The 19157-nt window shown below is 49.7% G+C and carries 19 protein-coding genes; 18 read left to right on the forward strand and 1 reads right to left on the reverse strand.

Annotated elements, in window-relative coordinates; genetic code table 11:
- Positions 1-19: 19 nt before the first annotated feature.
- The 5 genes from ftsX (at position 20) to Q320_RS0108370 (ending at position 5148) form a co-directional block, all read left to right on the forward strand.
- Positions 20-922 (forward strand): permease-like cell division protein FtsX, encoded by a 903-nt coding sequence (gene ftsX, locus Q320_RS0108350; protein ID WP_027468618.1) that lies wholly within the window; start codon positions 20-22, stop codon positions 920-922.
- A gap of 274 nt (positions 923-1196) precedes the next feature.
- On the forward strand, positions 1197-1760 hold the full coding sequence (ahpC, locus tag Q320_RS0108355; protein WP_027468619.1) for an alkyl hydroperoxide reductase subunit C: 564 nt from the start codon (positions 1197-1199) through the stop codon (positions 1758-1760).
- 184 nt (positions 1761-1944) lie between these two features.
- Positions 1945-3486: an alkyl hydroperoxide reductase subunit F gene (gene ahpF / locus Q320_RS0108360; protein ID WP_027468620.1), complete on the forward strand. Its 1542-nt coding sequence runs from the start codon at positions 1945-1947 to the stop codon at positions 3484-3486.
- 351 nt (positions 3487-3837) lie between these two features.
- Complete coding sequence (gene rpoH / locus Q320_RS0108365) at positions 3838-4695, forward strand: RNA polymerase sigma factor RpoH (protein ID WP_027468621.1); 858 nt, start codon at positions 3838-3840, stop codon at positions 4693-4695.
- A 141-nt stretch (positions 4696-4836) separates the two neighbouring features.
- A complete protein-coding gene (locus tag Q320_RS0108370) occupies positions 4837-5148 on the forward strand; it encodes a hypothetical protein (protein WP_027468622.1) in 312 nt (103 codons plus the stop codon).
- Here the strand turns inward: Q320_RS0108370 and Q320_RS22305 are convergent.
- The gene (locus tag Q320_RS22305; RefSeq protein WP_444542285.1) at positions 5145-5279 is read right to left on the reverse strand and encodes a protein MIGRI; all 135 of its coding nucleotides are present in this window, start codon (positions 5277-5279) and stop codon (positions 5145-5147) included. The two genes, Q320_RS0108370 and Q320_RS22305, sit on opposite strands and share 4 nt — an antisense overlap.
- Here Q320_RS22305 and Q320_RS21535 point away from each other — a divergent pair.
- From Q320_RS21535 to Q320_RS0108435, 13 genes are all read left to right on the forward strand, one after another.
- The gene (locus Q320_RS21535) at positions 5220-5402 is read left to right on the forward strand and encodes a hypothetical protein (RefSeq protein WP_156939027.1); all 183 of its coding nucleotides are present in this window, start codon (positions 5220-5222) and stop codon (positions 5400-5402) included. The two genes, Q320_RS22305 and Q320_RS21535, sit on opposite strands and share 60 nt — an antisense overlap.
- Before the next feature lie 251 nt (positions 5403-5653).
- Positions 5654-6091 carry a division/cell wall cluster transcriptional repressor MraZ gene (gene mraZ / locus Q320_RS0108380; RefSeq protein WP_027468623.1) on the forward strand — a complete coding sequence of 146 codons (438 nt, stop codon included), beginning with the start codon at positions 5654-5656 and terminating at the stop codon, positions 6089-6091.
- Positions 6088-7038, forward strand: coding sequence for a 16S rRNA (cytosine(1402)-N(4))-methyltransferase RsmH (gene rsmH / locus Q320_RS0108385; RefSeq protein WP_245590987.1), 951 nt, complete (start codon positions 6088-6090; stop codon positions 7036-7038). The genes mraZ and rsmH overlap by 4 nt, the downstream gene beginning before the upstream one ends.
- On the forward strand, positions 7035-7334 hold the full coding sequence (gene ftsL / locus Q320_RS0108390) for a cell division protein FtsL (RefSeq protein ID WP_027468625.1): 300 nt from the start codon (positions 7035-7037) through the stop codon (positions 7332-7334). The genes rsmH and ftsL overlap by 4 nt, the downstream gene beginning before the upstream one ends.
- A complete protein-coding gene (locus Q320_RS0108395) occupies positions 7334-9187 on the forward strand; it encodes a peptidoglycan D,D-transpeptidase FtsI family protein (protein WP_035853190.1) in 1854 nt (617 codons plus the stop codon). The genes ftsL and Q320_RS0108395 overlap by 1 nt, the downstream gene beginning before the upstream one ends.
- Positions 9184-10671 (forward strand): UDP-N-acetylmuramoyl-L-alanyl-D-glutamate--2,6-diaminopimelate ligase, encoded by a 1488-nt coding sequence (locus tag Q320_RS0108400; protein ID WP_027468627.1) that lies wholly within the window; start codon positions 9184-9186, stop codon positions 10669-10671. Before Q320_RS0108395 ends, Q320_RS0108400 begins: the two co-directional genes overlap by 4 nt.
- Positions 10671-12044 (forward strand): UDP-N-acetylmuramoyl-tripeptide--D-alanyl-D-alanine ligase, encoded by a 1374-nt coding sequence (locus Q320_RS0108405; protein WP_211251200.1) that lies wholly within the window; start codon positions 10671-10673, stop codon positions 12042-12044. The genes Q320_RS0108400 and Q320_RS0108405 overlap by 1 nt, the downstream gene beginning before the upstream one ends.
- Entirely contained in the window at positions 12038-13120 is a 1083-nt protein-coding gene (gene mraY / locus Q320_RS0108410) for a phospho-N-acetylmuramoyl-pentapeptide-transferase (protein ID WP_444542286.1), read from the forward strand. Before Q320_RS0108405 ends, mraY begins: the two co-directional genes overlap by 7 nt.
- A 6-nt stretch (positions 13121-13126) precedes the next feature.
- Positions 13127-14542 (forward strand): UDP-N-acetylmuramoyl-L-alanine--D-glutamate ligase, encoded by a 1416-nt coding sequence (murD, locus tag Q320_RS0108415; protein ID WP_027468630.1) that lies wholly within the window; start codon positions 13127-13129, stop codon positions 14540-14542.
- On the forward strand, positions 14542-15729 hold the full coding sequence (gene ftsW / locus Q320_RS0108420; protein ID WP_084282497.1) for a putative lipid II flippase FtsW: 1188 nt from the start codon (positions 14542-14544) through the stop codon (positions 15727-15729). The genes murD and ftsW overlap by 1 nt, the downstream gene beginning before the upstream one ends.
- Positions 15726-16820, forward strand: a complete 1095-nt coding sequence (gene murG / locus Q320_RS0108425; RefSeq protein ID WP_027468632.1) for an undecaprenyldiphospho-muramoylpentapeptide beta-N-acetylglucosaminyltransferase — start codon at positions 15726-15728, stop codon at positions 16818-16820. The genes ftsW and murG overlap by 4 nt, the downstream gene beginning before the upstream one ends.
- Positions 16817-18211 carry a UDP-N-acetylmuramate--L-alanine ligase gene (murC, locus tag Q320_RS0108430; protein WP_027468633.1) on the forward strand — a complete coding sequence of 465 codons (1395 nt, stop codon included), beginning with the start codon at positions 16817-16819 and terminating at the stop codon, positions 18209-18211. Before murG ends, murC begins: the two co-directional genes overlap by 4 nt.
- Entirely contained in the window at positions 18208-19113 is a 906-nt protein-coding gene (locus tag Q320_RS0108435; RefSeq protein ID WP_027468634.1) for a D-alanine--D-alanine ligase, read from the forward strand. Before murC ends, Q320_RS0108435 begins: the two co-directional genes overlap by 4 nt.
- Positions 19114-19157: the final 44 nt, after the last annotated feature.

Genomic DNA, 19157 nt, shown 5'->3' on the forward strand with positions numbered 1-19157 from the left:
CGCAAAAGGGAAAAGAATAATGAAGCATTGGTTTCGTCTGCACTTTTTAGCATTTACGCGCACTCTGGGTAGTTTGGTTCGCCACCCAATAGGCAGCCTGCTTAATTTATTGGTGATCGGCATTACCGCCGCATTGCCGCTGGCTTTGTGGGTGTTGATTACGAGTTTGTCGAATATCACAGCGCAAGTTTCTGTTGATCCGCAGTTATCGATTTTTATGCGCACTAGCGCTAGTGTAGATGAAGTGAATGCCTTGAAAGCGACGCTGAAAGCCGATGCGCGCTGGGCGAAAGTCGAATTTGTACCCAAAGATCAGGCGCTCAAAAACCTGCAAGCGAATTTAGGCACTAGCGATTTAACTGCTGGTTTGCCAGAAAATCCGCTGCCCGATGCGTTTGTGCTATTGGCAAAAGACAATGATCCTGCCGTGCTGGACGGTCTGAAAAAAGAATTGGCGTCGATTACTATTGTTGAAGAAGTGCAGCTCGATTCAGATTGGGCGCGGCGTTTGGCGCGGATTACTGCATTGGGGCGCGCGATATTTGAAGTGGTCGCAGGCTTGATGGCGCTGGGCTTGCTGCTGATTACCGGTAATGCGATTCGGATGCAGATCCTCACGCGCCGCGATGAGATTGAAGTTGCTAAGCTGATCGGCGCCACGGATTCGTTTATCCGCCGACCATTTATGCACGCCGCCGTGGTGCAAGGCGTGTTAGGTGGTGGCGTGGCGGTGTTGATCGTGTGGGCTTTGGTGAGCTATGTGAATCCAGCGGTGATGGAGTTAGCGCATTCCTATGGGCAGACGGTTAGCCTATTGCCGCCTGATTTATTAACTACCTTGGTGGTGTGCGCGGCCAGCGCGCTGCTTTGTGTGCTGGGTGCGGGCTTTGCGATTGCTAGGTATTTGTATCAGTACCGCTGATTGATTGGGCTGCAAGGCGATACCTTAGGGTTTATTGCCACTTGGCCGTAATCGTTTTTGATTAAATTATCGCTGCTTCGACTTCATTGCAAGTCGGGCGGCGATTTTTTTTTGCGCTGCTGAACTGGAAAAGAGCGTCGTTAAAAAGCACTGGCAAGCCATTTTAATATATTTTAACTAACGATTTAATGTAAATATTCAATTTTACCTATCGATCCATGATGTTTAATATTCTCCCTGTTCTCATTATTCAACGACACAAGGAATCAACATCATGGCAATCATCAATACAAAGATTAAACCTTTTAAAGCCACCGCTTTCCACGAAGGTAAATTTGTCCCAGTTAGCGATGAAACGCTGAAAGGCAAATGGTCGGTGGTGTTCTTCTACCCAGCTGACTTCACTTTTGTTTGCCCGACTGAACTGGGTGATTTGGCTGATTTGTACCCAGAATTCCAAAAGCTTGGCGTGGAAATCTACTCGGTATCGACCGACACGCACTTCACGCACAAAGCATGGCACGACGCATCAGACACTATCGCCAAGATTCAATACCCAATGATCGGCGATCCAACGGGCACGATTACACGCAATTTTGACGTGATGATCGAGGAAGAAGGTCTGGCATTACGCGGCACGTTTGTGATTAACCCAGAAGGCGAAATCAAAGTCGCCGAGATCCACGATCTAGGCATTGGCCGCGACGCAAAAGAATTACTGCGCAAAGTACAAGCCGCGCAATACATCGCCAGCCATCCAGGTGAAGTTTGCCCTGCGAAATGGACGCCAGGCGATGTGACGCTGAAACCGTCGCTCGATTTGGTTGGCAAAATCTAACTGAAATAAGTGCTTGTGGGAGCGGAAAAAACCGTTCCCACATCCGTGCCACGTCGCTGGCATGGATTTTAGTGATCAGCCAATCTCAATGATTTACATAGGTATAGCTATGTAGATAAATTAAATAAATATCTACATTCATATACCCGTTGGCTAATCAGTAAAACTCAACCGGAGATTCCTTATGCTTGACGCTAATATTCGCGCCCAATTACAGGCTTATTTAGAAAAATTACAGCGCCCGATTGAACTGATTGCCAGTTTGGACGACAGCGCTGCGGCGACTGAAATGCGCACTTTGCTGGAAGAGATTGCCAGCTTAAATAATAAAATCAGCTTGCGTGACAATGGCGACGCCACTTTGCGGCCTTCATTTGCGATTGCTGAGCAAGGCGTCGCGCCGCGTGTGCATTTTGCCGGCATTCCGCTCGGCCATGAATTTACCTCGCTGGTGCTGGCGCTCTTGCAAGTCGGCGGCCATCCACCGCGCATTGACGACGCAACGATTGCGCAGATTCAATCGCTGTCTGCGCCTATGGAGTTTGTGACCTTTATTTCTTTATCCTGCCACAATTGCCCTGACGTGGTGCAAGCCTTGAATTTGCTGGCGGTATTGAATCCGAATATTCGCCACACGATGGTCGATGGCGCTTTGTTCCAGGACTATGTGAACGAGCAAAAAATCATGGCGGTGCCAACGGTGCTGTTGAACGGGCAAACGTTTGGCCAAGGCCGGATGAGCATCGAAGAAATCGTCGCCAAGCTCGATCAAAATAGTGGCGAGAAGGCAGCGCAGCAGATTAATGACAAAGCGCCGTTTGATGTATTGATTGTCGGCGGTGGGCCAGCAGGTGCGGCGGCGGCGGTGTATGCGGCGCGTAAAGGGATTCGCACTGGCGTTGTTTCTGAGCGTTTTGGTGGTCAGGTACTTGATACTTTGGGGATTGAGAATTTTATTTCGGTGCAAGCGACCGAAGGTCCGAAATTGGCGGCGGCTCTGGAAAACCATGTGCGTGAATACGAGGTGGATATTATCAATTTGCAGCGCGCTAAAGCGCTACGTACGGGCGATTTGCTTGAAATCGAGTTGGAAAACGGCGCAACGCTGCAAAGCCGTAGCGTGATTTTGGCGACCGGCGCGCGTTGGCGCGAAATGAATGTGCCGGGCGAGGCGGAATATCGTGGTCGCGGCGTCGCGTATTGCCCGCATTGCGATGGGCCTTTATTTAAAGGTAAACGCGTTGCCGTGGTGGGCGGTGGCAATTCTGGCGTTGAAGCAGCGATTGATTTGGCGGGGATTGTCAGTCATGTGACTTTGCTGGAATTTGGCGAACAACTGCGCGCGGATGCCGTGTTGCAAGCCAAGCTACGCAGTTTGCCAAACGTGACGGTCATCACACAGGCGCAAACGACGGAAGTGCTGGGCGATGGTGAGAAAGTAACGGGCTTAAGCTATATCAATCGCGCCGATGGCAGTGAAAATCAGATCGAACTGGCAGGGATTTTTGTGCAAATTGGCTTGTTGCCCAATACCGATTGGCTGAAAGGCACGGTTGAGTTGAGTCGGCATGGCGAGATTGTGGTTGATGATCGCGGCCAAACTTCGTTGCCCGGTGTGTTTGCTGCAGGTGATGTGACGACGACGCCATTCAAGCAAATCATTATCGCGATGGGCGATGGCGCAAAGGCCTCGTTATCGGTGTTTGATTATTTGATTCGACAGTAACGCGATTACAGTTTGTTGAGCATATAGGTATTGCTATCTATGAATTGCTCTATTTGGCTTAGATGGCAATACCCTTAAATAAATTGAAAAGTTGATTCGTATTTGCTGTGTGCTTGAATCGAATAAGCTGTCGCCCAGTGAGTTCGCCGCACGTCGAGGCTTAGAAAGTAGGGAAATGCCGCTCGGCAGATTGAATGCTTCTATGACTTGGATAGTAATAATTACCGTGCACAATGCTACTTGCATGTGTTTGAATAGGGAACTTAAAACACAATTAGCACTCGAATGGTTTGAGTGCTAATATTTTGGGTGCAGGGTTTGGTCCAAGTTTTATGACAGGAGATTGAAGCAATGAGCAATGCGATGACACTTTCAACACTATCGGTAGGCGATAGTATTGAGCGCTATATTCAGCGTGTTAACGCCGTTCCTATGCTCTCGCCGCAAGAAGAACACGATTTGGCAACGCGCCACCAAGATAATGGTGATGTTGAGGCCGCGCGTCAGTTGGTGATGTCCCATTTGCGCGTCGTTGTGTCGATTGCGCGTGGGTACAGTGGTTATGGCTTGCCGCAGGCCGATTTAATTCAAGAAGGCAATATTGGCTTGATGAAAGCGGTAAAACGTTTCGAAGCAACGCGTGGCGTGCGCTTGTATTCGTTTGCCGTGCATTGGATTAAAGCTGAAATTCATGAATACATCTTGCGCAACTGGCGCTTGGTGCGCATCGCAACGACTAAAGCACAGCGTAAATTGTTCTTTAATCTACGTTCGATGAAAACTAGCTTTGCGGCTTTGACGCACACACAAGCGAAAGAAATCGCCGACGATTTGGGTGTGAAGCCCGAAGAAGTGCTCGAAATGGAAACGCGGATGACCGGCCAAGACATCGCGCTGGTCGCTGATGATGGTGACGATGACGGTTATGCGCCGATTGATTGGCTGGCTGATAGTCACAACGAACCGACTGCTGCCATTGCGCGCGCAGCGACGGATCGTTTGCAATCAACTGGGATTTCAGCGGCTTTGGATGGCTTGGATGAGCGTAGCCGCCGTATTATCGAAGCGCGCTGGTTGACTGATGATGGCGAGTCGCTGACTTTGCATGATTTGGCGGCAGAATTTAAAGTTTCGGCTGAGCGGATTCGCCAGATTGAAACGAAAGCCTTGCAAAAAATGAAACAGGTCTTGCTGCCTGCAACCGTTTAAAGTTTGACTATAAGGGTTTGCCAGTAGGGCTTTAAACACAGCAATTCAATACAAGGGCGCTTCGGCGCTCTTTTTTTTGATTCAAGAAATGGGATTTTTAGACGATAATAGGGTAAACCCTTGAAACGTATAGATAATTTCATGAAATCAGTTAAGTTTTTACAGCAGGCTCGGCAATTTGCTGACTACGTAATTCAGTCGGTACCCGAGCTAGATGCTGCTCCGCAACGATCTAATCCCTATCTTCGTGCTCAGGGTGATGACGCTTCTGTAAAATATCTTCCATTGTGGGATGGCACAGAGCGCCGTTTAGACGCAGACCGTCGAGAAAACGATCGTCGCAATGAGCGGCAATCGGCGATGCTGGATACGCGCGCTGGATTTGAACGTCGCCGCGAATGCCGCCGCGAAACCGATGAACTGCAAATGCGCGGATTTTCTTGTCGAGTCTAGCGCCAAAAATGCCAAATTAAAGCGATGAGGCTGGCACTGAGTAAAGTGGCTGCGCTAATTTGGCTAATCCGATGCAGTTCTTGACGCTGAGCGGGCAGAATAAGTCGCCAGCCGAAATAGCAGAACAGCATAAAGACGAAAAAATAGAAAATTTTGCTGCTCATAGTGGGCGCGTTCTGCGTGAGTGTCCGGCTGTCGGTATTTTAAACGATGAATTTGTAAGTTTTACGAAATTACTTAAGGTTTTACATTAAGTGTTATGAGTTAAATGTTTATTATTAACACTTTTATCTAATATTTATTTTCACCGCTAAATCATTGTATCAAAACACAAAAATTCCGGCGCAACTTGTGCCGGTTTTTTTTTTGCTCTATAGTGGGCTTCAGTGGGGAAAAGTGGGTAAAAGTGTATTTTTATAGCGCGATTTTCGCTAAAATCGCAGCGCCAACGAATTTGACGCAAGTGCACTACTTAATGGCGAATCAGCCAAGGAACTAAACAACTATGTTTGGTGGTGTTTCATCTCTGTTACTGGATAGCAAAGGGCGTTTGGCGATTCCAGCCAAGCACCGCGACGCTTTGCTCGTCCGTGCACAGGGGCGACTCATCGTGACTGCTGATCCTGCGGGTTGCTTGCTGGTTTACCCTGAACCCGAATGGATTCCGGTACGCGATAAACTTAATACTTTGTCGGGTGCACAAATGCCGATTCGGCGTTTTATCGTCGGTCAGGCAGAAGAAGTTGAAATGGATGCGTCAGGGCGGATTTTAGTTCCGCCTAGCTTGCGTCAACGCGCTCAGCTCGATAAAGCCGTTGCTTTGGTGGGTATGGGCAATAAATTTGAATTGTGGGATGACGCGAAGTGGAATGCGACAACGGATGCTGTGATGGCAATGGATCCCCATGAACTGGAAAATAATATGCAAGGGATCGTGCTTTGAGTGAAGTCGTGACAACAAGCTTTGTGCATTGCACGGTATTGCTGAATGAGGCGGTGGATGCATTAGCAATCCAGCCTGATGGGATTTATGTCGATTGTACTTTTGGTCGTGGTGGTCACTCGCGTTTGATTTTATCCAAACTCGGCCCGAATGGCCGTTTGATTGCGTTTGATAAAGATCTGCATGCGATTGCCGAAGCGGCAACGATTACTGATCCACGTTTTACGATTGTTCACGAAGGTTTTGTCACACTGGCGGACTCTTTGGCCAAATTGGGTATTACTCAGCTCGATGGTGTTTTGATGGATTTGGGCGTCTCGTCACCGCAATTGGATGATGCTTCGCGTGGATTTAGTTTTAGATTTGATGCTCCGCTGGATATGCGTATGGATACGACGCGGGGAATGACGGCGGCAGAGTGGCTCAATTCTGCCGAAGAAAAAGAAATTGCAGAGGTGGTAAAAGATTATGGCGAAGAACGGTTTGCTCGGCATGTTGCAGCAGCGATTGTTACGCGTAGGGCAAGCGAACCTTTTACTACAACAGGCCAACTTGCCGAGGTCGTGGCAACGGCAGTCCGCACCCGTGAGCCGGGCCAGAACCCGGCGACGCGTACCTTCCAGGCTGTACGGATTTTCATCAATCGCGAGCTTGAAGAGCTTTCGTTAGTTCTGCCACAAGCGCTGGGTTTGCTGAAATTTGGCGGACGCTTGTCGGTGATTGCATTTCATTCCTTAGAAGACCGAATTGTAAAGCGCTTCATTCAAGATGCGGCGAAGGGCGATCATTTGCCGTCTCGCTTGCCGGTGCGTGCTAGTGAAATCGCCGATGCACCGTTAAAAGTAATCGGCAAACCGATTCGTGCAGGCCAAGACGAATTGAAGCTTAATCCGCGCGCACGCAGTGCGATTTTGCGGATTGCTGAGCGCACAGCGGGGCCATTGTGACTCGTTTGAATATGTTTTTGCTGGCGGTATTAGTGATCTGCGCTTTGGCGGTGATTACCAGTCGACATAAAGCTCGAAAACTATTTATTGAATTGCAAAAAGAAGATGTGCTGACCAAAAAACTCGATGTGGAGTGGGGGCAGTTGCAGCTAGAGCAAAGTACGTGGGCAATGCACTCGCGGATTGAGAAAGAGGCGGGGCAAAATTTAGGTATGCAAGTGGCCCCAGCTAATCGAACTCAGGTGATTTTAGAGCATGGTGAGAGCGTGCAAAAACCTGAGGTGAAAGATCTGTAATGGCTTTGGCGAGTAAAACTGTGGGCAGTCGTGGGGCTCGTTTTAGCAATCCACTGAAACCAAAGTTAGAGCGCTGGCGTGTATGGACGGTGCTCGGTGGTTTGATGCTGCTGTTTGTCGGTCTGCTCGGCCGAGGCCTGTATCTGCAAGTTTGGAATGAAGGCTTTTTGCAAGATCAAGGCGATGCGCGCTATCGCCGGACTTTAAAGTTAGAAGCCAATCGCGGGATGATTACCGACCGTAATGGCGAGCCGCTGGCGATTTCAACACCGGTGCAATCGATTTGGATGAGCCCGCGCAGTATGTTGATTTTGCCTGCAGGGCAAAAACGTGCTGAAGACTGGAAGCCAGCCAATGATGATGAGCCCGTGCCTTTGTCGTTGGAAGAAGTAAAAAAATTAGAAACTCATCTGCAATTAAAGCCAGGTGAGTTATTGGCAAAATTAAAGGCTTCGCGAAAAAACTCGCAAGGCAAAGAAGTGAAGTCCGATTTTCTGTGGGTGAAGCGGCATATTTCGCCTGCCGATGCTAAATCGTTGATGGCGATGAAAATTCCTGGCGTGTTTTCGCAAACGGAGTATCGACGCTATTACCCCGCAGGCGAAGTGATGGCGCATATCGTGGGTTTTACCGATATCGATGGTAAAGGCCAAGAAGGATTTGAGCTAACGCGGGAAAAAATGTTGGCGGGTAAGCCTGGTTCGCGAACGGTGATTCGTGATCGGCGTGGTTACATTGTTGAAGACGTTTCAACCATCGTGCCGCCGCAAGAAGGACAAACCTTGCAGTTATCGATTGATCGCCGAATTCAATACTTGGCGTATCGAGAGCTGAAAAATGCGGTTGACGCCGCTGGTGCTGTGGGCGGGGCGATTGTGGTGTTGGATGCCCGAACGGGCGAAGTGCTGGCTTTGGCGAATGCACCATCGTACAACCCAAATAGCCGCGCAAAGATTGATCCGGCACACAAGCGTAATCGTGCACTGACTGATTTGTATGAGCCAGGCTCGACGATGAAGGCTGTTACGGTCGCGATGGCCTTGAATGCGGGCAAAGTGACGCCGCAAACGGTGATTCAAACCGGTGGTGGCACGATGGCCATTGGCCCGAATATGGTGAAAGACGATCACGCGGTGGGTGCAGCAACGGTAGAACGCATTATTCAAAAATCATCGAATGTGGGCGCAGCCAAAATGGCGCTGATGATGGATAGAGAAGCGATGTGGCAGTTTTATAAAGACGTGGGTTTTGGCGAAGTGCCACACACGGGTTTTCCAGGTGAAGCTGCAGGTCGCTTGCGTCCTTGGAAGAACTGGCGGCCGATTGAACAGGCGACCATGGGCTTTGGTTACGGCATGTCAGTGAGCTTGATGCAAATGGCGCGCTCGTATCAATTGTTTGCGGGTAATGGCGAAATTCATCCGGTGACGTTTACCAAGCTGGTCGCCCCTGCGCCAGGTAAACAAGTGGTTTCAGCGCAAACGGCTGAGCAAGTTCGCAAAATGCTGGAGATGGTGACTTTGCCTGGCGGTACGGCAACACGTGCGCAAGTGGTGGGTTATCGCGTTGGCGGTAAAACGGGTACGGCGAAAAAATTAGTCAATGGCGCGTATTCCGATACGGCGCGGGTGGCTTCATTTGTGGGTTTGGCACCGATTTCAAATCCGCGTTTGATTGTGGCAATCATGATCGACGAGCCTGCATTTGCATTGCGTTATGGTGGCTTAGTGGCTGCGCCGATTTTTAGCAGCGTTGTGGCGGGCAGTTTGCGGATGTTGGGCGTGCCGCCTGATGCACCAACGACCAATATTTTCTTACCGAGCCAAGAACTCGAAGTGAAGGAAGAGACATGAAGCCTGCGAGCTGGGAATTGCCTGCCCTTGATTTGTCTGCGGTGATTAATTTTGTCGGTGGCAGGCCTTTTGTCATCGATAGCCGCAAGGTAAAAGCAGGTGACGTGTTCTTTGCTTTTCAGGGCGAATATGCAGATGGCCGCTTGTATATTGTCGATGCAATTGCCAATGGCGCAGTTGCAGTGCTGTGGGAAGAAGACGATTTTACGTGGAATCGGGCTTGGCAAGTGCCTCAGTTGGCGGTGCCCGCACTGCGCTATCAGGTGGGTATTATTGCCTGTGCTTTATTAAATAACGATTCTGGGCTAATGCCCGTAGTGGGTATTACTGGAACCAATGGTAAAACCTCGATTGCCAATTGGCTGGCACAAGCTTTTGATAGCTTGGGCAATAAAACTGGCGTTTTGGGTACATTAGGTAATGGCTTTTTGAGTAGCCTAGAAAGCTCCAGCCATACGACGCTCGACCCTATTGGCGTACAGACTTGGCTGGCGAAATTTCGCGCCGAAGGCGCAACGCATGCAGTGATGGAAGTGTCATCGCATGGTTTAGAGCAAGCGCGCGCGCACGGTGTGCCATTTAAAACGGCGGTATTTACTAATTTAACGCGCGATCATTTGGATTATCACGGCACGATGGCGGCGTATGCCGCAGCCAAAGCCAAGTTGTTTGAGTGGGAAGGGCTGCAAACGGCGGTGATTAATGCCGATGACGCGTTTGGTCGTGAGTTATTAGAATTCACCACTGCGCCAAAAGTGTATTCCTATGGTTTTAGCCAAGGCAATTTGCGCGTCAAGCATTTTGAATCATCGCTGGATGGTATTTCCTTGGTGGTCGATACGCCGCTGGGTGAAGCCGCAATTAATTCGCCGCTCTTGGGGCGGTTTAATGTCAGCAATTTATTGGCCTGCTTGGGCGTTTTACTCGCTGATGGTGTAGCGCTGGAAGACGCTTGCCGTGTGCTGGGTCAGATTCGTTCTGCGCCAGGTCGGATGCAATGTTTGGGCGGGTTTGGCAAACCGCTAGTCATCGTCGATTACGCGCACACGCCTGATGCACTGGAAAAAGCGTTGCTTACTTTGCGCGAAGCGATGCCGATGAATTCACGTTTGTACTGTGTGTTTGGCTGCGGCGGTGATCGCGATACCGGAAAACGTCCGCTGATGGGTGAAATTGCGTGTCGCCTCGCTGATTCGGTCGTCATCACCAGCGACAATCCGCGTAGTGAAAAACCGCGCGACATTATTGAGCAAATTATTGCTGGCGTTGAAGGCGTTCCCGGTACGGGCAATGCCAATTACGCGATTGAATCAGATCGCTTGCATGCGATTAGCGACACCATTGATATGGCAGCGAGCACGGATGTGATTTTGATTGCCGGTAAGGGGCACGAAACCTACCAAGAAATTCAAGGCGTTCGGCAGCATTTTGATGATGTTGAGATCGCCAGTACTGCATTGGCAAAAAAAGTAATAAGGAAGTAATGATGTTGAATTTGCAGGAAACTGCGCAAGCGCTTAATGCCACGCTACAGGGAAATCCTGAGCTGGTGTTCACGCGCGTCACCACCGATAGTCGCGATATTCGTGCCGGTGATTTGTTTGTTGCGCTCAAAGGTGAGCGTTTTGATGCGCATGATTTCGTCGCGCAAGCATTCGCGCAAGGCGCTGTGGCCGCCGTGGTTGAACAAGCGGGTGAAGGCAATCGGATTATTGTTGGCGATACATTGCAAGCGCTTGGTCAGTTGGCGGGGTATTGGCGTGCAAAGCATGCTGCAAAACCGCTAGCGGCTATTACTGGCAGTAATGGCAAAACCAGCGTGAAAGAAATGTTGTCGAGTATCTTGGCTGTACATGCGGGCAATCCAGACTTTGTACACGCGACCAAAGGTAATTTAAATAACCATATCGGCTTGCCGCTGACCTTGTTGGGCATTCGTGCCGAGCATCGTTTTGTGGTCGCAGAAATGGGCATGAACCATTTTGGTGAGATTGATTATCTAACCAAAATCGCGCGACCTGATGTGGCGCTGGTGAATAACGCGGGCGCAGCGCACTTAGAAGCCCTAGGCTCCGTCTCGGGTGTAGCAAAAGCCAAAGGTGAGATTTTCGCTGGTTTAGTAGCCAACGGCGTGGCGATTATTAACGCCGATGATGAATTTGCTGGCGTGTGGCGTGAATTAGCGGGTGAACAAGCGACGATCTCGTTTGGTCTGCAAGACGCTGAAATCACAGCAGAAGATATTGAGCTAAATGCGGATGGCAGTCGCTTTAAATTAGCGACGCCTTTGGGCTCAGCGCTTGTAACGCTGGCCGTTCCCGGCCTACACAATGTACGCAATGCGCTGGCTGCTGCGGCGACGGCGATTGCTTTGCAAATTCCTTTGGCGCAAATCGCCGCCGGTTTATCGGCTTGGAGCGGTGTCAAAGGGCGTTTGCAGGCCAAACGCGCCGCCAATGGTGCGAGCGTCTTGGATGACACCTATAACGCCAATCCCGATTCAATGCGCGCTGCGGTTGATGTATTGGCCGCAATAGGTCAAAGCAGCAAAGTGCCAACAATTTTGGTTCTGGGTGATATGGGCGAAGTGGGTAACGATGCGCCAGAGCGTCACGCAGAAATTGGCGCGTACGCGCAGCAACAAGGTATTACGGTTTTGTTGACGGTGGGCGAGCAGATGGCACACGCCGTCGCAGCATTTGGCGCACAAGGCCAGCATTTTGCGAATAAAGCTGATTTATTGGCAGCGCTCAATGCCGTGCTCACGCCGCAATCGCATGTGTTGGTGAAAGGTTCGCGATTTATGCGGATGGAAGAAATTGTTAATGCTTTAGAAGGAGTGCAGCCATGTTGCTGATGTTGTTGCAATGGCTCGGCGAATCAGTTCGCGCCTTTAATGTATTTAATTATTTAACTTTGCGCGCCGTGTTAGCGACGATTACCGCATTGACGATTTCTTGGACTTTGGGTCCGTGGGTGATTCGCAAGCTGGCCGAGCTAAAAGTCGGTCAATCGGTGCGTGACGATGGTCCGCAAACACATTTGATTAAAGCCGGTACGCCAACGATGGGTGGCACGTTGATTTTGTTGTCGATTGGCCTGACCACCTTGCTCTGGGGCGATTTACGTAATCAATATATCTGGCTGGTGTTGGTGGTGACGCTGGCAACGGGCGTGATTGGTTTTGTTGATGATTACAAAAAAGTCGCGCTGAAAAACCCAAAAGGTTTATCAGCCAAAGCCAAAATGTTTTGGCAATCAGCGATTGCGATTGGCGCTGGCTTGTTTTTGGTGAATGTGGGCAGTGATGCATCGACGACCGGTTTTATTATTCCGTTTTACAAAGAAATTCTCTATCCCTTTGGCGCAATCGGTTTTTGTATCCTGACCTATTTCGTGATCGTTGGCACCAGCAATGCAGTCAATCTCACCGATGGTTTGGATGGCTTGGCGATTATGCCGGTGGTTCTGGTTGCGGGCGCTTTTTGTATTTTTGCCTACGTTGCAGGTAATGCGAAATTTGCGGTGTATTTGGGTGTGCCGCATGTGCCGGGTGCGGGCGAATTGATTGTATTTTGTGCCGCAATGGTTGGCGCTGGTTTAGGCTTTTTATGGTTTAACGCTTATCCCGCTGAAGTGTTTATGGGCGACGTGGGCGCGTTGGCGCTGGGCGCTGGCTTGGGCATGGTCGCTGTGATTGTGCGCCAAGAAATCGTTTTGCTGATTATGGGCGGCGTGTTTGTGGTTGAGGCGCTGTCGGTGATGATTCAGGTCGCCAGCTTTAAAATGACCGGCAAGCGCGTGTTTCGGATGGCTCCGCTGCACCATCATTACGAATTGAAAGGCTGGAAAGAAACACAAGTTGTGGTTCGCTTCTGGATTATTACGATGCTTTTGGTCTTGGTGGGCTTAGCCACCTTGAAATTACGGTAAGCGCAGATGGAACTCAAAGCAAAACATTGCATCGTCGTTGGCTTGGGTGAAACCGGCTTGGCGACGGCACGCTGGTTGGTGAGCAAGGGCGCGTGCGTGACAGTGGCCGATAGCCGCAGCACACCACCGAATTTGGAAAGTTTGCAGGCCGAGTTACCGCAAGTCACGCTGCGTTTAGGCGCATTCAATGTCGATACTTTTGCTGATGCCGATTTGCTGATTACGAGTCCGGGTGTTCCTTTGGCTACGCCAGAAATTGCCGCTGCGATTGCGCATGGCATCAACGTGATTGGCGATGTGGAATTGTTGGCGCAAGTTTTAGTCGGCAAGCCTAGCAAAGTGATTGCGATTACCGGCTCAAATGGCAAATCCACCGTCACAACGATGGTCGCGCAAATGTGCGAAGCGGCGGGTAAAACCACGGTGATGGCGGGCAATATCGGCGTGCCGGTGTTGGCGGCTCTGATCGAATGGGAAGCGCGTGGTGAGTGGCCTGATTTTTGGGTGTTGGAATTATCTAGTTTTCAATTGGAAACGACGTTTTCATTAGCGCCTATCGCTGCCACGGTGCTGAATGTGTCGGAAGATCATTTGGATCGTTATGCCGGAATGAAAGAATACGCGGCGACCAAAGCCAGTATTTTTGCTGGCGTCGGCGTGCAAGTGCTAAATCGTGAAGATGGATGGTGCCGAGGTATGTCTCGGCAAGGTCGAGAAATTATATGGTTTGGGGCTGATACCCCGCGTAATGCTGCTGAGTATGGCTTGCTTGAAATCGAAGGTGATTTTAGCTTGCGCTGTGGCGAAGTCGAGTTGCTCAAAGCGTCGGAATTACCGCTTGCTGGTTTGCATAATGCCGTAAACGCCTTGGCGTCCATTGCACTGTGCCGCGCTGCGGGATTGCCCATTGAGCCGCTCGTGAGCGCACTGAAAAACTTCAAAGGTTTGCCGCATCGGGTTGAATTTGTCGCAGAAGTGAATGGCGTTGCGTATTACGACGATTCCAAAGGCACCAATGTTGGCGCGACAGAAGCGGCGCTGAAAGGCATGACGCGCCCTGTTGTATTGATCGCCGGTGGCGATGGCAAAGGGCAAGATTTTTCACCTTTGTTTGATGCTTGTGAGCGAATTTGCCGTGCAGTTTTACTGATTGGCCGCGATGCGCCAGCGATTGCCGAAGTGTTGAATGAAGCGACATCAGCGTATTTAGCGGTGGATGAAGACGACGAAGAGGGTGACGATAATTACTTGCCAGTGATGATGGTGCCGACGCTGGAAATGGCCGTTTCAGTGGCAAGCAATTTTGCTGAAGCTGGTGATGTCGTGTTGCTCTCGCCAGCGTGCGCCAGCTTAGATATGTTTAAAAATTACCATCACCGCGCAGAAGTATTTATCGCTGCAGTGAAAGATTTGGAAGGCTAATGCGCCAAATTTTTTACCAAGCCATGAAGCGCATGAAGCCAACGATGAGCGCCTACGATCAGGCGCTGTTCTGGTGCATCGTGATGCTGCTGACGATAGGCTTGGTGATGGTATATTCGTCGTCGATTGCGATGGCGGAAGTCGATAAAGATACGGGCTTTAAATCGAATTATTTTTTAATTCGGCATGCTGTTTTTTTAGTAGTGGGTTGTTTTGCTGCATTTATTTCTTTCAACATTCCAACCGAGACATGGCGTAAATATGCGCCACTATTATTTATCGCCGGTATTTTAATGCTAGTGATGGTGTTGATCCCTGGGATTGGTAAAGAAGTCAATGGTAGTCGTCGTTGGTTGAGTTTGTTCGTTATTAATTTACAACCTTCTGAATTGGTTAAGTATTTCGTTGTATTGTATGCGGCAGATTATAGCGTACGAAAAAATAGCAGTATGAGCGCGGCGTTTTCAGAAAGTTTTACCAAAGTGTTATTGCCTTTGGCTGCGGTAATGGCCGTTGTGGGGGGCTTATTACTCGCCGAGCCTGATATGGGCGCATTGGTTGTCGTTAGTGCAATTGCAATGGGTACTTTGTTTTTAGCTGGATTTAGTTGGCAATTGTTTGCAGGTTTGGTTGTGGTATTGGGGGGGGCATTTTTCACTTTAATTGTGAGTAGTCCTTATCGCCGTGCACGTGTATTGGGCTTTTTAGATCCTTGGCAAGATCCGTATGGCAAAGGGTATCAACTTAGTCATTCACTTATTGCTTTTGGTCGTGGTGAATTTACCGGCGTGGGCTTGGGTTTAAGTGTCGAGAAATTGTCTTATTTACCCGAAGCGCATACCGATTTTTTAATGGCGATTATTGCTGAAGAATTCGGTTTTATCGGTGTAGCCATTGTTATTATGCTATTTGCATTTTTGGTGTTTCGTGCTTTTTCGATTGGCGTGCAAGCGAATAAATTAGAAAGGCACTGGCAATCATTATCTGCGCAAGGTGTCGGTATTTGGTTTGGCATACAAACGGTGATTAATATTGGCGTGAATATGGGTGTAATGCCGACTAAAGGTTTAACCCTGCCACTGTTATCATTCGGTGGTTCTGGCATTGTGGCCAATTTATTAGCGCTGGGTTTTTTAATGCGAATTGATTATGAAAATCGCCAAATGATTCGGGGGTATAACGTATGACAAAACGTACCCTTTTGGTGATGGCTGGTGGCACGGGTGGGCATATTTTTCCTGCTTTGGCGGTGGCCAATGCAGTGCGCGCAGAAGGTTGGGATGTGGTTTGGTTGGGCGCAAAAGGCGCAATGGAAACCCGCGTTGTGCCGCAGCACGGTATCGATCTGGTGACTTTGGATATTACGGGTGTACGCGGTAAAGGTTGGTTGAAAAAATTGAGCCAACCTTGGGTGCAAACTAAAGCACTTTTGACTGCGGTGGATTTAATTTTCCGCCGTCGCCCTGATGTGGCAATTGGTTTTGGTGGTTTTACTGGCTTTCCTGGTGGACTGGCGATGCGCTTGTGCTGGTTACCCTTGGTCATTCATGAGCAAAACTCGGTCGCCGGTTTAACTAATCGAGTGCTGTCGAAAATTGCCAATCGCGTGTTGTTTGCTTTTCCGTCAGCATTTCCGAACCAAGAAGGCTGTCAGGGTGCAGTCGCCCGTTATCAATGTGTTGGTAATCCGGTACGCGACGAAATGAATGCCGTGGCAGAACCAGAGCTTCGATTTGCTGGGCGCAGTGGCGCACTGAAACTCTTAGTTGTTGGTGGTAGTTTGGGCGCACAAGTATTTAATGAGCAGTTACCACAAGCGTTAGCTTTAATCCCTGAGCACGCTAGACCTGAAGTTACGCATCAATCGGGTGAAAAGCACATTGAAACCTTGAAAGCGAATTATGCCACCGCAGGTGTCAATGCAGATTGCGTGGCGTTTATCGGCGATATGGCACAAGCCTATGCTGATGCCGATTTAGTCCTGTGCCGCGCAGGCGCGCTGACAGTGGCCGAGCTGGCTTGTGTAGGTGCTGCGAGTATTTTGGTGCCATTTCCACATGCTGTGGATGATCATCAAACCGGTAATGCCCAATTTTTAAGCAAAGCAGGTGCGGGCGTATTGCTGCCACAGAATGAAAGCAACCCAGCGCATTTAGCCCAAATGATCCAAGAAATGACGCGCGAGCGCTGCCTGAAAATGGCCGTTGCCGCACGTGTTTTAGCCCAACCTAATGCAACCGCCGCAGTGGTTGCAGTGATTAAAGAATTAGCGCAATGAAACATAAAGTAAAACGCATCCATTTTGTTGGGATTGGCGGTGTCGGCATGAGTGGGATTGCTGAAGTACTGCTCAATCTGGGATTTGAGATTAGCGGCACCGATTTGGGTGTGAGCGCGACGACGCGGCGTTTGGCTGCGGCGGGTGCGGAAGTATTTCAAGGTCATGCGGCTGAATATGTTGCGAATGCTGATGTTGTGGTGATTTCGAGTGCAGTGAAAGACGACAATCCTGAAGTAATGGAAGCGCGTCGCCGCAAGATTCCGGTCGTGCCGCGCGCGATGATGTTGGCTGAATTGATGCGTTTAAAGCACGGGATTGCGATTGCCGGTACGCACGGTAAAACGACCACGACCAGTTTAAGCGCTAGCGTACTTGAGGCGGCAGGTTTGGATCCGACCTTTGTTATTGGTGGAAAATTGCATGCTGCCGGCACCAATGCGCGTTTGGGGCAGGGTGATTTTTTGGTTGCCGAAGCGGATGAAAGCGATGCGTCGTTCTTGCTGCTGACGCCCGTGATTTCGGTCGTGACCAATATCGATGCCGACCATATGGACACTTACGGCCATGATTTCGAGAAATTGAAGCAAGCATTTATTGAATTTTTGCATCACTTACCATTTTATGGCCGTGCAATTTTATGCATTGACGATCCGCATGTGCGCTCGATTTTGCCGAAAGTGACTAGCCCGATTACGACGTATGGTGTGTCTGAAGATGCGATGTTGCGCGCTGAGAATATCGTCGCTGATAACGGCCAAATGCGTTTTGATGCGGTTTGGGAAAATGGCGAATCACGGCGTTTGGCAGTGACGCTGAATATGCCTGGCATGCATAACGTGCTCAATGCTTTAGCCGCGATTGCGATTGGTATTGAAGTGGGCGCGGATGAAGCCGCGATTGTGGCAGCATTGGCGGCATTCCAAGGTGTGGGACGTCGTTTCCAACGTTACGGCGAAGTGGCACTTGAAGCGGGTGGTTCATTCACTTTGGTCGATGATTATGGTCATCACCCGGTTGAAATGGCGGCGACTTTGGCTGCGGCGCGTGGTGCATTTCCGGGGCGACGCTTATTACTGGCCTTTCAGCCGCATCGTTATTCACGAACGCGTGATTGCTTTGAAGATTTCGTCAAAGTGCTTAATACCGTTGATGGCCTGTTGCTGGCTGAAGTTTACGCTGCGGGTGAAGCGCCGATTGTTGCCGCCGATGGCCGTTCATTGGCACGTGCGGTGCGCGTTGCAGGTAAGGTTGAGCCAGTGTTTGTGGAGATTATTGCCGACATGCCAGCGGCAATCCTTGCCGCAGTGCGTGATGGCGATGTCGTCGTCACGATGGGTGCGGGCACGATAGGGAATACCCCGAAATTATTGAGTGAGATGGGCAAATGAATCAGTACGGAAAAGTAGCAGTCATCATGGGTGGCAGCTCGGCAGAGCGAGAAGTGTCATTGATGAGCGGAGCGGGTGTTTTAGCGGCTTTGCAAGCTAGCGGCGTGGATGCACATCCATTTGATCCTGCTGATAAACCATTGCAAGCACTGCAAGCTGAAGGTTTTGATCGTGCATTTTTGATCTTGCATGGCCGTGGCGGTGAAGATGGCACGATTCAAGGCGCTTTGGAGTTTCTTGGTGTGCCGTACACCGGTTGTGGAGTGATGGCTTCTGCAATTGGTATGGATAAATGGCGTACCAAATTGCTCTGGGAAGCGGCGGGTTTACCTGTGCCTGATTATCGGATTGTTGAAAGCGCAGTGCAGTTAAAACTGGCAGCACAAGATCTGGGTTTGCCTTTGTTTGTGAAGCCTGCGAATGAAGGTTCAAGCGTTGGCGTAGTGAAGTTGAAGTCATTGTTAGATGTAGATGCCGCATGGGCTGAGGTTTCTCGCCATAAATCGGTGGTTTTGGCTGAGCGCAATATCGGTGGCGGTGAGTACACTTGCGCTGTTTTAGATGCCCAAGCGTTGCCAACGGTGAAAATCGTTCCAAAAACAGAATTTTACGATTACGAGTCGAAATATATTCGTGATGACACCGAATACCACTGCCCAGCCGGTTTATCGGATGAAAAAGAGCAGCAAGCACGGAGTTTGGCCGAAAAAGCATATCGAATTTTAGGGGCGACAGGCTGGGCGCGTATCGATTTTTTAACTGATGAAGAAGGCAAAATTTACTTGCTTGAAGCAAATACGGCCCCTGGAATGACGACACATAGCTTGTTTCCAATGTGCGCGCGTGAGGCGGGAATGAGTTACGAAACACTGGTGCTGAAAATTTTAGCAACAACCTTGTAGTATTTATGGGTTTGTAAGGGTATATCCTTGCAACTCTTGTTATA

Origin of the sequence: Deefgea rivuli DSM 18356, assembly GCF_000620145.1 — a bacterium.
In the GTDB taxonomy this organism is placed as follows: Bacteria; Pseudomonadota; Gammaproteobacteria; order Burkholderiales; family Chitinibacteraceae; genus Deefgea; species Deefgea rivuli.